Origin of the sequence: Sphingomonas sp. SKA58 (assembly GCF_000153545.1) — a bacterium.
GTDB lineage: Bacteria > Pseudomonadota > Alphaproteobacteria > Sphingomonadales > Sphingomonadaceae > Sphingobium > Sphingobium soli.
This window is the reverse complement of sequence record NZ_CH959306.1, coordinates 790224-803029: the sequence shown is the minus strand read 5'-3', so window position 1 is coordinate 803029 and position 12806 is coordinate 790224. Positions and strand designations below refer to the sequence as shown.

Annotated in this window: 12 protein-coding genes and 1 pseudogene; 7 read left to right on the top strand and 6 right to left on the bottom strand. The window is 64.2% G+C overall.

All coding sequences use genetic code 11. From position 1 onward, the window contains the following. Window positions 1-109: 109 nt before the first annotated feature. The 4 genes from SKA58_RS04370 (at window position 110) to SKA58_RS04350 (ending at window position 5407) form a co-directional block, all read left to right on the top strand. Window positions 110-1303, top strand: coding sequence for a patatin-like phospholipase family protein (locus SKA58_RS04370; RefSeq protein ID WP_009821149.1), 1194 nt, complete (start codon window positions 110-112; stop codon window positions 1301-1303). Then, on the top strand, window positions 1300-2091 hold the full coding sequence (locus SKA58_RS04365) for a 3-hydroxybutyrate dehydrogenase (protein WP_009821148.1): 792 nt from the start codon (window positions 1300-1302) through the stop codon (window positions 2089-2091). The genes SKA58_RS04370 and SKA58_RS04365 overlap by 4 nt, the downstream gene beginning before the upstream one ends. Before the next feature lie 362 nt (window positions 2092-2453). After that, a complete protein-coding gene (locus SKA58_RS04355) occupies window positions 2454-3962 on the top strand; it encodes a S10 family peptidase (protein WP_009821147.1) in 1509 nt (502 codons plus the stop codon). Between the two features lie 77 nt (window positions 3963-4039). Continuing rightward, complete coding sequence (locus tag SKA58_RS04350; protein WP_009821146.1) at window positions 4040-5407, top strand: amidohydrolase; 1368 nt, start codon at window positions 4040-4042, stop codon at window positions 5405-5407. Window positions 5408-5441: 34 nt separating this feature from the next. Here the strand turns inward: SKA58_RS04350 and SKA58_RS04345 are convergent. Next, window positions 5442-5945 (bottom strand): annotated as a pseudogene (locus tag SKA58_RS04345) (SDR family oxidoreductase); the annotation flags it as partial. Window positions 5946-5977: 32 nt separating this feature from the next. On the opposite strand from SKA58_RS04345, the gene SKA58_RS19790 reads away from it, so the two are divergent. Further along, entirely contained in the window at window positions 5978-6337 is a 360-nt protein-coding gene (locus SKA58_RS19790; RefSeq protein WP_198005954.1) for a hypothetical protein, read from the top strand. On the opposite strand, the gene SKA58_RS04335 is transcribed toward SKA58_RS19790, so the two are convergent. From SKA58_RS04335 to SKA58_RS04315, 5 genes are all read right to left on the bottom strand, one after another. Then, the gene (locus tag SKA58_RS04335) at window positions 6334-7323 is read right to left on the bottom strand and encodes a nucleotidyltransferase domain-containing protein (RefSeq protein ID WP_009821143.1); all 990 of its coding nucleotides are present in this window, start codon (window positions 7321-7323) and stop codon (window positions 6334-6336) included. The two genes, SKA58_RS19790 and SKA58_RS04335, sit on opposite strands and share 4 nt — an antisense overlap. Beyond that, window positions 7320-8183: an HprK-related kinase A gene (locus SKA58_RS04330; protein WP_009821142.1), complete on the bottom strand. Its 864-nt coding sequence runs from the start codon at window positions 8181-8183 to the stop codon at window positions 7320-7322. The genes SKA58_RS04335 and SKA58_RS04330 overlap by 4 nt, the downstream gene beginning before the upstream one ends. Continuing rightward, window positions 8180-8488 (bottom strand): HPr-rel-A system PqqD family peptide chaperone, encoded by a 309-nt coding sequence (locus tag SKA58_RS04325; protein ID WP_037542571.1) that lies wholly within the window; start codon window positions 8486-8488, stop codon window positions 8180-8182. Before SKA58_RS04325 ends, SKA58_RS04330 begins: the two co-directional genes overlap by 4 nt. 43 nt (window positions 8489-8531) lie before the next feature. Further along, window positions 8532-9692 (bottom strand): glycosyltransferase, encoded by a 1161-nt coding sequence (locus tag SKA58_RS04320; protein ID WP_009821140.1) that lies wholly within the window; start codon window positions 9690-9692, stop codon window positions 8532-8534. A 115-nt stretch (window positions 9693-9807) separates the two neighbouring features. After that, the gene (locus tag SKA58_RS04315) at window positions 9808-10248 is read right to left on the bottom strand and encodes a hypothetical protein (protein ID WP_009821139.1); all 441 of its coding nucleotides are present in this window, start codon (window positions 10246-10248) and stop codon (window positions 9808-9810) included. A gap of 101 nt (window positions 10249-10349) precedes the next feature. Here SKA58_RS04315 and SKA58_RS04310 point away from each other — a divergent pair, with 101 nt between their 5' ends. Together SKA58_RS04310 and SKA58_RS04305 are read left to right on the top strand one after the other, a co-directional pair. Continuing rightward, the gene (locus SKA58_RS04310; RefSeq protein WP_050763010.1) at window positions 10350-11642 is read left to right on the top strand and encodes a sensor histidine kinase; all 1293 of its coding nucleotides are present in this window, start codon (window positions 10350-10352) and stop codon (window positions 11640-11642) included. Between the two features lie 102 nt (window positions 11643-11744). Beyond that, window positions 11745-12797 carry a substrate-binding domain-containing protein gene (locus tag SKA58_RS04305; RefSeq protein ID WP_037542565.1) on the top strand — a complete coding sequence of 351 codons (1053 nt, stop codon included), beginning with the start codon at window positions 11745-11747 and terminating at the stop codon, window positions 12795-12797. Window positions 12798-12806 lie beyond the last annotated feature (9 nt).

The following is a 12806-nucleotide window of genomic DNA, read 5'->3' as shown; positions in this document are numbered from 1 at the left end:
CATCGTGGCGCGAAAACCGCCGGTAATCGGGAAGGTTGCGCCAACGGCCTGCCTTCTTGCGAGACATTGAGTTGGAACGCGCGCGACAATGCCTATATTGCACTGCGACATGGCAGACATTGAACCTACGGCTTCACAGCACCGTCCGCACCGGCGCGCGCGCACCTCGCTCTCGCTTCCCCGCGAGGTCGCGCTGTTGCTTCAAGGCGGCGGCGCGCTTGGCTCATTCCAGTCCGGGGTATTTGAACGGCTCGACGAACTGGGCATCGACATCAGCTGGGTCGCGGGCATTTCGATCGGCGCGGTCAACGCCGCGATCATCGCGGGCAATGAGCCGCATCGCCGGCTCAGCCGCCTCAAGAAATTCTGGTACACCGTGTCGGGCGGCATACCCAATATGATCCTGCCTGAAATCGACCAGATCCGCGAAGTCGCGCATTTGGGCGCCGCCGCCACCGTCGCCAGCTTCGGCGTGCCCGGCATGTTCCGCCCGCGCCTCTGGCCGGCCACGCTGATGCCCGAAGGATCGCCCGGCGCGATCAGCTTCTATGACAGCGCGCCGCTCAAGGACATGCTCGACAGCTGTGTCGACTGGGATCTGCTCAATGACGGCCCGGTGCGCCTGTCGGTCGGCGCGGTGGATGTCGAAAGCGGCAATTTCGCCTATTGGGACACACGCGGCCCTGGCGGCAACACCCGGATCGACGCGCGGCATATCATGGCGTCTGGCGCGCTGCCGCCCGGCCTGCCGCCGATCGAGATTGACGGGCGCTGGTACTGGGACGGCGGCATCGTCTCCAACACCCCGCTGGCCCATGTCCTGACGCATCAGACCGAAGACATGCTGGTCTTCCAGGTCGATCTCTTCCCCGCCGAAGGGCCGATGCCGCGCCAGATGACCGATGTCTATTCGCGCATGAAGGACATTCAGTATAGCAGCCGCACCCGCCAGGTAACGGACCAGTATCTGCGCCTGCGCCGCGAACATGGCGCGATCGAGGCGCTGCTCAAAAAGTTGCCGCCCGACCTTCAGAATTCGTCCGAGGCCCAATCGCTGCGCCAGTGCCTTGACCAGGGGTCGGTCAACATCGTCCACCTCATATACCGGTCGCGCAACTGGGAAAGCGGCGCCAAGGATTTCGAATTTTCCCGCTCGACCATGCTCGACCATTGGAGCCAGGGCCGCGATGCGGTGGAGGAAGTCATGCACAAGGGCGATCTCATCGCCCGCAACATCCTCGACGGTAAAAGCGCGACCTTCGATCTCGACGCACCCGATCATCTGAAGGAGAAAACGGCATGAGCAAGTTCCTCACTGGCAAGACGGCGCTGATCACCGGATCGACCTCCGGCATCGGCCTTGCCTATGCCAAGGCGCTGGCCGGGGAAGGCGCAAATATCGTCATCAACGGTTTCGGCGACGCGGATGCGATCGAAAAGGAACGCCAGGGCCTTGAAAGCCTCTCCGGCGCCAAGGCGCTCTATTCGGGCCATGACCTGACCAAGGTCGACCAGATCGAGGCGATGATGAAGGACGCCGCCGACGCCTTTGGCGGGGTGGATATCCTCATCAACAATGCCGGCATGCAGCATGTCGCCCCGGTCGAGGAGTTTCCGCTCGACAAATGGGACCTCATCATCGCGCTCAACCTCAACGCCGCCTTTCATACGACGCGCCTTGCCGTGCCCTATATGAAGGACAGGAAATGGGGTCGCATCATCCAGACGGCGTCCGCCCATTCGCTGGTCGCCTCCCCCTATAAAAGCGCCTATGTGACCGCCAAGCACGGCCTTGCGGGCTTCACCAAGACGGTGGCGCTGGAAGTGGCGACCTTCGGCGTCACAGCCAATTGCATTTCGCCCGGCTATGTGTGGACGCCGCTGGTTGAAAACCAGATCCCCGACACGATGAAGGCGCGGAACATGACGCGCGAGCAGGTCATGAACGACGTGCTGCTGGCCGGCCAGCCGACCAAGGAATTCGTGACGGCAGAACAGGTCGCCGCCACCGCCCTCTACCTGTGCAGCGACGCCGCGGCGCAAGTCACCGGCGCCAACCTGTCCATCGACGGCGGCTGGACCGCGCAATAAGGTCAGGCGGGTCCCCGGCACAGCGCCGGGGTTCCGCTCTCCGCTTGCCGGCAGGGTAGCGCCCGGTTCGCAAAAAATCCTTCCAAAATAGGATTTTACCTGATCTACCCTTCGGGATGACGGTCCCGGTCATTCACGCGCGCCCTGTTCCTGTTCATAGCCGCCCGCGCCGTCCTGCCCCCCTGTCGCTTCGCGGTCGCGTTGTGGTCGCTTCGGCGTCGCCTTGAGGTCGCTTCCGCGCGAAAATTGGAAAAGCGCGTGAACTTTGCCCGATAGCGTTGCTGTCGCGTCGCCGGCGCGTCGCCTCTTCCCTCCGGCTCTGCCCTCCGCTAGCCAGACGCACATAAGACAAGGGGATTATCATGCGTTTGACGTCCAGCCTCGCCGCCCTGGCGCTGGCCTTTTCCGCCACCATCGCTCATGCCCAGGACGAACCGAAGAAAAAGGACGAGGCAGCCGAAGCCCCTGTTCCGGCCCCCAATGTTTCGGTGACCCGGCACAAGGGCGTGTTCGGCGGCAAGGCGATCAGCTATACCGCGACCACCGGGGAAACCTACCTCAAGGACAAGGATGGCAAGCCGCTCGCCGCGATCTTTGCTACCTCCTACGTTAAAGATGGCGGCGACGGGAGCCGCCCGATCACCTTCCTCTATAATGGCGGCCCCGGCTCGGGCTCGCTGTGGCTGCACATGGGCGCTTTTGGTCCCAAGCGGGTCGTCCTCCCCGACGCGCAGGATGATGGCGCGCCCCCCTATCCACTGGTCGACAATGCCGAATCCCTGCTCGACGTCACCGACCTTGTCTTCATCGATCCTGTCGGCACCGGCTTTTCTCACGCCCTTGGCGACAAGGACCCGAAGGATTATTGGGGCGTCTCCGCTGACGCCAAATCGATTGCCCAGTTCATCCGCCTGTGGCTGAACGACAATGGCCGCTGGTCCTCGCCCAAATATATTGGCGGCGAAAGCTACGGCACGACGCGATCGGTGGCGCTCATCAACGAACTGGAAGGCACCTATAATGATGTCGCGGTCAACGGCATCATTCTGATCTCGACCATCCTCGACTTCGGGGCCACGGCCGAGGTCCAGGGTAATGAAATGCCCTACATCATCAACCTGCCTTCAATGGCGACCACCGCCTGGTATCACAAGAAAATGGGAAATCCGCCGGCCACCGTAGCGCAGGCCGCGCAGCAGGCGCGCGCCTTTGCCATCGGCCCCTATGCGGCCGCCTTGCTCAAGGGCAATCAGTTGTCACCGCAAGAGCGCGCGAGCGTCCGCGCTGAACTCTCCCGCCTGACGGGGCTTTCCGAAACCTTTGTCGATCATGCCGACCTGCGCGTATCGCCCGGCCGCTTCTACAAGGAATTGCTGCGCGACCAGGGAGTCAGCATCGGCCGCCTCGACACCCGCTATACCGGCAAGGATTATGACGCGGCGGGCGAGGAGCCGGATAACGATCCCAGCTTTTACGCAATCGACGGCGCCTATACCGCCGCGATGAACAGCTATGCCCGCGACACGCTGAAATATCGCACCGACCGATCTTATGTGACGATAGGAGGGGTCAGCGGCTGGGACTGGAAACTGGAGGGCAAAAATGGCCGGGCCAGCGAGGTCTACACCAGCGTCGCACCGTATCTTGGCAAAGCGCTGCGGGAAAATAGCGGGCTAAAGGTGTTTGTCGGCCAGGGCTGGTATGATTTCGCCACGCCCTTCTTCGGTGCCGAATATGCCATGAGCCGCACCGGTTTCGATCCTGCGCGCATCCGCTATCATTATTATGACGCCGGCCACATGATGTATGTCCGCCCCGACGACCTGCGCAAATTGAGCGCTGATATTCGCGCCTTCATTTCCGAGCGGTGATCGGGATGGCGAAAACTTGGCTCTTCAACCGCGGCAAATTGCCCTTATGCTGTGCGCCAGCAAGGGAGATTTTGAACATGCGTCACACGCTCGCGGCCCTGTTGGCCGTCGCCAGCTTCACGTCCGCCGCCGCTGCCCAGACGGAGCCGGCCAGCACCGCCGTACCCGCCCAGGCCACCCCGCCCGCGCAAAGCGAGATCGGCGCGGCGGTCGCCAAGGATATGGACGCGATGATGACGCTCTATCGCGACCTGCACGCCAATCCCGAATTGTCGCTCAAGGAAGTCAACACCGCCGCAAAGCTCGCCAAGCGGCTGAAGGCCCTCAAATATGACGTGACCGAAAAAGTGGGCGGCACCGGCGTCGTCGCGGTGATGAAGAATGGCACCGGCCCAACGCTGCTGATCCGCGCCGATATGGATGGCCTGCCCGTGGTCGAACAGACCGGCCTCGATTTCGCGTCAAAGGTTCGCACCAAGACGCCCGAGGGCGTTGAAACCGGCGTCATGCACGCCTGCGGCCACGACACGCACATGACCGCGTTCATCGAAACCGCCAAGCTGCTCGCCGCGCGCAAGGATGACTGGAAGGGCACGCTGGTCATGATCCTCCAGCCCGCCGAGGAAGTGGGCAAGGGCGCGCGGGACATGCTGGAAGACGGGCTTTACACCCGCTTCCCGCGCCCGACGCACGCGCTCGCCTTTCACGACGCGGCCAATCTTGAGGCCGGCGTCATCGGCTATACGCCCGGCTATGCGCTGGCCAATGTTGACAGCGTCGATATCGACGTGAAGGGCGTGGGCGGCCACGGCGCCTATCCGCAGACCGCGAAAGACCCGATCGTGCTGGGATCGCGCATCGTGGGCACGCTCCAGACACTGGTCAGCCGCGAACAGGACCCGCAGGACCCCGCTGTGGTCACGGTCGGCAGTTTCCAGGCCGGGGCCAAGCATAATATCATCCCCGATGAAGCCAAGCTGCTGCTGACGGTGCGCAGCTATTCCGACGAAACCCGGCAGAAGCTGATCGACGGGATTAAGCGGGTCGCGCGCGGCGAAGCGATCGCCGCCGGCATGCCCGACGACAAGATGCCGGTGGTGAGCGTGAAGGACGAATTTACCCCCTCCACCTACAATCCGCCCGAATTTGCCGAGGAAATGGCGGGCCTGCTCAAGGCGAATTTCCCCGAAGGGCGCGTCGTCCAAACGAGCGCGGTCATGGGGGGTGAGGATTTCGGCCGCTTCTACCGCGCCGACAAATCGATCAAGAGCTTCATCTTCTGGGTCGGCGGCGTGCCGGCCGACAAGATGGCCGCGGCCAAGGCCGGGCAGATCAGCCTGCCATCGCTCCACAGCCCCTTCTGGGCGCCCGAGGCCGACAAGGTCATCGCCACCGCCAGCGAGGCGATGACCGTGCTGGCGCTCGACATATTGAAGAAGGATTGACAAACGGGGCGCCTTCACCGGCACCCCGCGCGCGTCAGGCGCCGAAGCCGCCGTCGATCGTGTGCATAGCGCCGGTCATATAGGCGGCTTCGGGACCGGCCAGATAGGCGGTCAGCCCTGCAATCTCGTCCGCCTTGCCATAGCGCTTGATCGCCATGAACGGCATGACCATGCCCGCTATCTCTCCATCCGCGGGATTCATGTCGGTATCGACCGGCCCGGGCTGGACGACGTTGACTGTGATGCCGCGTTCGCCCAGATCCCGCGCCAATCCGCGCGCCATGCCCTGCAACGCGGACTTGGTCATCGCATAGGCCGCTGCCCCGGCAAAGGGGACCGCGTCGCCGTTGACCGATCCGATGACGATGATGCGCCCGCCATCCGTCATGGTTCGCGCCGCCTCGACCGCTGCGTGATAGGGCGCACGCACATTGATATCGATCATCCGGTCGACGGCGTCAGGATCGAAGGTCAGCGGATCGCCGATCATCGCGACGCCGGCATTGACGATCAGGATATCCAGCGGACCCTGCTGCGCGTTACGATGCCGCCGCGGCGCCGCTCCACGCGTTGATGCAGCCGGGCGCCGATCCTGCTGTCGCCCTCCCCCAATTGCTGCGCGAGGCCGCGCATATCTATGCCGCCGATCCGCAGATGGCGGGATGCCTGGTGCTGGAGGGCGCACGCAGTGCCGATCCCGATGCCGCCTGCCGCGCGCGGACCTGGCTTGACCTGGGACGCGGCCGCATCCGCGACTTCATCGCCTGCACCCATCCGCAAAAGGCGGACGTCGTCGCGGACTATGTCGCGGCGGTCATGTCCGGCATGTCAGCCGATGCGCGCGCGGGTCATCCGCCCGAGCGCCTGGCCGCTGTCGCGGACATGGCCGCCCTGGCGATCCGGGCAATGCTGGAGCCGACGCCCGCCTAACGCGGCCTGTGCCCCTTGCGCCACTTTGTCCATAAATGCCGGGCCAGCATCAGGGGCGGCATCCGCAGCCAATGCGACCGCAGATAAAAGGCGAAAACGAGCAGCTTTCGCGTCTCCCGCCCCCAGCCATCGCGTGCGAGCAGGCGAGCATGCACAATGCGATCCCATAGCGTCAGCGCGGCGCCGCCGCCATAAAGCGCGCCAGCCAGACGCTGCGCCTGTCGCACATGTCGCCGTAACCCATGCCGCGCCGCCCGCTGATCGAGCGCGACGGAATCGACATCGTTAAGCAGACAATGAATATCCCACAGGTTGCGCAGCCCACCCTGCAAATCGCCATCGGCCAGCATGTGGGCGGCGGCGTGGATCACCCGGTCTTCGGGCGACAGCGTCCAGACATTCTCCCCCGCCGGCACCGCGTCGGCCAGCAGGGCGTCGGCATCGGGCTTGGGCCGCGCCGTCAACGGCAGGATGGTATGATGCACGTCAATCATCCGGTCACGCTCGACATGGATCATCGGCGGCAGTTCATGCATCCACTGGCGATAATAGGCATCGTCATAGGCGTCTTCCTTCACCCATTCCCAGCCCGCCGCCATCAGCGCCGGCTCGACCTGCGACATTGTCGAACGCGGCACCAGAATATCCAGGTCGCCGATGAAGCGGCCCTGCCCCGCCACCAGTCCAGCGGCTGCATAGGCCGTGCCTTTGAGCACCACCAGCCGCACGCCGAGCGGCGCCAGCGCCGCCGCCGCGCGATCCGCCTCCCACAAGGCCTGGCGCGCCTCCCGCGCCGCGTCCATGCGCGCGTCGCGCAGGATGGGCTGGACCGGTTCCGGCAGCCGCATTCCCTCGACCCGCCACGCCAATGTCGCGATCAGCCGCTCCGCCTTCGCCGCCGCGATCAGGCCGTTCCACTGCGCTGCATCCAGATGCTCGACAGTGGCGGGTTGACGCAGCGCTCGCACCAGCAAGGCCGCGCTCATGCGCCGTCCTCCCACAGCCGGTCGATCATATCGAACGCTGCCTCCCCTGACGGGAAATCCATCGCGCAGGCGGGTACATCCGTTACGAAGCGCGTCAGCGCAGCGAAGCCCGGTTCGCCCAATGCGACATAATTGGTCGAAGCCTGGGTCAGCCGCATGAAGGCTTCCCCCTGACCCACGGGCCGGATCGCCGCATCATGGCCAAAGCGCGGGAACAGCAGCATCGCGGGCATCGCCCCCTGGGCCATTCGCGCCACGGCATCGGGTCGCGGCACCAGATGGCGAATGTCGCCCTTGGCCGTGGCTTGCAGCATCGGCCCCATACGCTGCGCGCCCACGACGTCCTCCACTACGTCGATCGCCTGATTCTTGAGTGAAACGAGGCGGGGAAAGGGCAGAATCGCGCCACTGTCGAGGTCCAGCAGCGCAAACTCGTCGCCCATCAACCGCCAGCCCCGCTCCCCCAGCAATGCCGCCAGCGTCGATTTGCCGGACCCCGATTCCCCGGTCATCACCAGCGCCCGGCCGTCCTTCTCGACGCTCGACGCATGCAGCAGCAAATGCCGGCGCCATCCCAGCGCCATCTGCAAATTCATGCCCATTTCCGCTGCCAGCAGCCCATGCGCCAGGCTCATGGGCGCAGCGTCGGCCAAGCCATGGTCGCCGGTAATGAAGATCGACGGCCGCACCCATCGGCGCAACGGACCGGTCGGTTGCAGGCGTACCGTAAAGTCGGCGATCACGTCATGACGATCGGGGTAGCCGGCATAGAGTCGCGTCAGTTCCTCAACAGGCTGACGCCAGGCCGACCCGATCCGGAACGTCGCCGGGCCGATTTGCAGGGTTAGGCTATGCCTCATGCCGCGCGCACCAGACCAAGCGCCTCCAGCGCTTCCAACTGCGCGCCGATCTGCGCCAGCGCTTCGTCGCGATCGCCCAGATCATAAGATTGCGTCAGGCGATCCCACAGGTCATCCGCCGTCACAGATGCGCCGTCCTCTATCGAAGCCAGTATTTCGGGCACCGGGCTGATCACCATGTGCGTCTGCCCCGATCGAGCATGATAGAGCAGCGTCAGATCGTCGAGCGCGCACGCACGGCACGCGTCGCGCGGGTCGATCCGGTAACGCTTGATCGGTTTCAAAAATCGGTCTTCCTGCGGCATGATCCCACCCATAGCGGGCGAGAGTAGCCAAGACGCTAACGCATCAGGGCAATGCAGGCGAGGGCAGCATGACTGGCGTCGGAGAAGGGATCAGTTCAGCAAAAGCAGTGACATAGGCGTCTAGCGCGCGCGCCGCGCCATGGTCACGTATCGCCGCCTCCATCAAGGGGACGGGCGCAGGAGACGCCAGAGTGCGCTCGATCGCGCGCGCCAGCGCCGCGCTGTCGCCGATCGGCACTGGGGGATGCTGGCCAGCGGCGGCCAGGACCGGACGGATATTGGGCGTACTGTCGGTTGCCACGACGCCCGCGCCGCAGGCCAACGCCTCGATCAGGGTTGCGCACAACCCTTCCCAGCGGGATGGCTGCAACAGCAGGTCCGCCTGTCCCATCAATTCGGCGAGCCTTTCGGGATCGGCAACATACCCGGCGAGGATGACGCGATCGGCGATGCCGAGCGCGTCCGCTTGCGCTGCCAATGCCGCGCGCAACGGCCCGTCCCCCGCGATCGTCAATCGCCAGTCAAGATGCGACAGCCGCGCCAGCGCCTCCAATGCCGTCGCATGGTCCTTTTGCTCGACCAGTCGCCCGACCATCAGCATTTGAACCGGCGCGTCGGCGTCTCGCGGTCGGCGCTGCCTGCGCACCCTGTCCATGACCGGGGTCACCGTCGGCCGCGGCAGCAGACGCACCGCGCCGCTAGGGGAAAGCAGCGCGCGATCATATTCGCCCATGACGATTGTCAGGTCGCTGATCCGGTTGATTGCGCGAAAGCGCTTCAGCCTGGTCCAACTCGCCAAGTCGCCCATGCCCGGGCGCAGGATCGGATTGGAGATGCGCGCGACCGATCGGGTCGCCGTCCCCACGCAAGCCAGCGCCACCAGCATGTTGCTCTGGTTCCCCGCGGAATAGAGAATGTCGGGCCGGTGCCGCCGAACCATCGCGGCAAGCGCAGGGAACTGTCCGATCATCGACATGCGCCGATTGCCGCCCAATGCGGCAACGCGCCGCACGGGTACACGGGGATCTATGAGATGTGCGCTGACACCATCGAGGTGCGCCATCCACAGCTCGACGGCCATGCCCCTGCGCGCCATATGATTGGCCAGCAATATGGCAACCCGATCCAGCCCGCCGTCGCCCGGCCGATATAAATAGATCGCTGCCGACAGGTCGGTATGTGACCGAACGCCATGATGAAACATTGTGTCTCCACCGCCTGAACCAGTATTGCTGGCTTGACGGCATCAACGCGCCTGTTCCGTATCGGCTCCCCTGCTGCCGTCACGCCCCGCGTTTCCATCCCGCTAGCGGGTCGGCTTATCGCGGCATCTGTAGTGATGCGTAACAGGTGAAGCCGCTCGTTCCCGACTGGAGCCGGCGGATATAGTTGAGATAGGCCTGGTTCTGATCGTAACTGGTGCCCGGCAGCGGCCGGCCGCGCAGCGCCTGCTTCACCTGCTCGCCGGTATAGCTGCGCCCCGTGCCGGGAAATGCGCCCGGCGTGCCTGGCGGCACCACCTGGCCGTTGGGGGCGATATATTTGCCTGCCCGGCCCTGATCGGGCACGGGGATCGTGCAATTGAGGACCGACGCCGCTGTATTGGCAAGGGCCGGCCGGATGGACACGATCGTCGACGCGGCAACTGCCCCGCCCATCAGCAACTGGCGACGCGACGCGACCCCGCCCTCAGCCAGGCCATCGGCGGCGGAGGGCTGATGCTGGACATCCCTGTCCTGATCGGGCTTGGGATCAGTCATATCGCTCCATTTCGCATCGGGCACTTGCCAAAGCGTAAAGATTGCACGCTATTGGAACAAGACATTCGCAGCAAATGCGCGACAATTCCAGTGCGGTAACCATGAATCGGCTTAGTATCTCGCAAATCACCGCCTCGCTTGCCATGCTGCTGCTGGGCACGGGCGGCGCCCTGATGATGGGCGCGCATCCCCTTCATATCGCCTTGCCGATATTGGCGGGCGTCGTGGTCCTCATCATCACATCGGGCGATGCTGGCCTGCGACCGGCTGACCCGCCGCTTGCAGCCCCGCCCGAACAGATTGATTTCACAGCGCATCCTGACTTTCCCAGCATGCTCGAAGGCATTTCCGATCCGCTGATGCTGGTGGAAAAAGGCCGCATCGCCCGCGCGAACCGCGCTGCCATGCGGCTGCTTGGCGTCCATATCGAAGGCGAGGATGCGCGCATCGCGATCCGTCACCCCGCCGCAGCCGAACGGCTGGCGAGCACAGCCCCACTGGCTGAACCGATCATGATCGAACTGGTGGGCCTGGGCACGCGCGATCAACGGTGGCAGATGCGGGTCGCGCCCGTCGGCGCGGTCGCCACCATGCGGCGGCTGGTCCATCTGGTCGATCATAGCGGCACCCATGCCGCCGAACGGATGCGCGTGGATTTCGTCGCCAATGCCAGCCACGAACTGCGCACGCCCCTGGCGGGCATATTGGGCTTTATCGAAACGCTCGCCGACCCCGAACTGGGCAAGGACGTCGAAACCCGGCAACGCTTCCTCAAGATCATGGATGGCGAAGCCCGCCGGATGCAGCGGCTGATCGACGACCTGATTTCGCTGTCCCGGATCGAGGCCGAGAAATATCGCACGCCCGACAGCGCGGTGGATCTGAGCGAACTGGTGGCCGAAGTCGTCGGCGTGTTCCGGTCAAGTCATGGCGATCGTGGCCGCGACGTCGAAATGGAGATCGCGCCTTCGCTGGCACCGGTGCTGGGCGATCGGGCGCAATTGTCGCAACTCATTCACAATCTGATCGGCAATTCGGTCAAATATGGTCGGCCCGGAACGCCGATCCGCGTGACTCTTTCCGAAGGCTCCAGTGGCATGGCGAGGCTCTGCGTCGCGGATGAAGGTGAAGGCATCGGCCCCGATCACCTGCCGCGCCTGACCGAACGCTTCTACCGCGTCGATTCGGGCCGCAGCCGCGCCATGGGCGGCACGGGCCTGGGCCTGGCCATCGTCAAGCATATCGTGGAGCGCCATCGGGGGCGTCTGGACATTGCCAGCACGCTCGGCAAAGGCACCAGCATCACCGTGTTGCTGCCCCCGCCAGCGGATGAGACGCCAGGCAGGATGGACGAAAAAAAGCGCCCATCGGCGCTATCGGGCACGATGTCATGAAAATGAAATGGCAATGTCACAAAGGCGCGACTGTCCGCGACTAAGGCCGGCTTCAAGGGGGGCGGCGACACGGGATTCGCGGCTTCGACGATGGAGATAGACGTGAAGACATTCGCCTTGCTCGCTGCTGCTGCCACGGGCGTCCTTAGCCTCGCCGCCTGCGGAGACCAGTCGAGCGGCGCCGGCGGCACCCGCGACCAGATTCGCGCGGTCGGCTCCTCCACCGTCTACCCCTTCGCCACCGCAGCCGCCGAATTGTTCGTCCAGAGCAACCCCGGCGTGAAATCGCCGATCATCGAATCGACCGGCACGGGGGGCGGCATGAAGCTGTTCTGCGCCGGCGTCGGCGCGCAGCATCCCGATATCGAAGACGCCTCGCGTCGCATGAAGAAGTCCGAATTCGACCAGTGCCAGGCCAATGGGGTCAAGGATATCATCGAAGTGCAGATCGGCGTCGACGGTCTGGCCTTCGCGGAATCGAAGGAAGGCCCCGGCCTCTCGCTGACGCCCAAGATTGTCTATGAAGCGCTGGCCGCCAACCCCTATGGCAAGGATGCCAACAAGGCGCAGACATGGAAGGATGTCGACGCCAGCCTGCCCGCCATCCCTATCTCCGTCTTTGGTCCGCCATCGACCAGCGGCACGCGCGATTCGCTGGCGGAACTGATCCTTGAAAAAGGCTGCCAGTCTGATCCGGCCATGGCGGCGCTCAAGGAAAAGAATGAGGATGAATATAAGGCGACCTGCACCCGTATCCGGGAAGACGGCAAATATGTCGATTCGGGCGAGAACGACAATCTGATCGTGCAGAAGCTGGGCGCCAATCCCAACGCGGTCGGCGTCTTCGGCTTCAGCTTCCTGGAAGAGAATAAGAACACGCTCAAGGATGTCCCGATCAACGGCATCCCGGCGACCTATGACACCGTATCGACGGGCCAATATCCCGGCGCGCGCCCGCTCTACATCTATGTGAAGAAGGCGCATATGCAGGCGGTGCCCGGCCTTCAGGCCTATCTCAACATCTTCGCATCCAACTGGGGTCCGGGCGGCGTGCTCGCCAAGCGCGGCATGGTTCCGGCGTCCGATGATGTACGCAAGGCGAATGCAGAGACGGTCAAATCGCTGACCGTGCTCGACGGCGCCGACCTTAAATAAGCGAACCCC

Bases quoted from the DNA above. Each gene is read 5' to 3' on its own strand.
- SKA58_RS04315 (WP_009821139.1), bottom strand. From the start codon at position 10,248: ATGACTGATCCCAAGCCCGATCAGGACAGGGATGTCCAGCATCAGCCC.
- SKA58_RS04370 (WP_009821149.1), top strand. From the start codon at position 110: ATGGCAGACATTGAACCTACGGCTTCACAGCACCGTCCGCACCGGCGC.
- SKA58_RS04325 (WP_037542571.1), bottom strand. From the start codon at position 8,488: ATGCCGCAGGAAGACCGATTTTTGAAACCGATCAAGCGTTACCGGATC.
- SKA58_RS04320 (WP_009821140.1), bottom strand. From the start codon at position 9,692: ATGTTTCATCATGGCGTTCGGTCACATACCGACCTGTCGGCAGCGATC.
- SKA58_RS04355 (WP_009821147.1), top strand. From the start codon at position 2,454: ATGCGTTTGACGTCCAGCCTCGCCGCCCTGGCGCTGGCCTTTTCCGCC.
- SKA58_RS04365 (WP_009821148.1), top strand. From the start codon at position 1,300: ATGAGCAAGTTCCTCACTGGCAAGACGGCGCTGATCACCGGATCGACC.
- SKA58_RS04330 (WP_009821142.1), bottom strand. From the start codon at position 8,183: ATGAGGCATAGCCTAACCCTGCAAATCGGCCCGGCGACGTTCCGGATC.
- SKA58_RS04310 (WP_050763010.1), top strand. From the start codon at position 10,350: ATGAATCGGCTTAGTATCTCGCAAATCACCGCCTCGCTTGCCATGCTG.
- SKA58_RS04350 (WP_009821146.1), top strand. From the start codon at position 4,040: ATGCGTCACACGCTCGCGGCCCTGTTGGCCGTCGCCAGCTTCACGTCC.
- SKA58_RS04335 (WP_009821143.1), bottom strand. From the start codon at position 7,323: ATGAGCGCGGCCTTGCTGGTGCGAGCGCTGCGTCAACCCGCCACTGTC.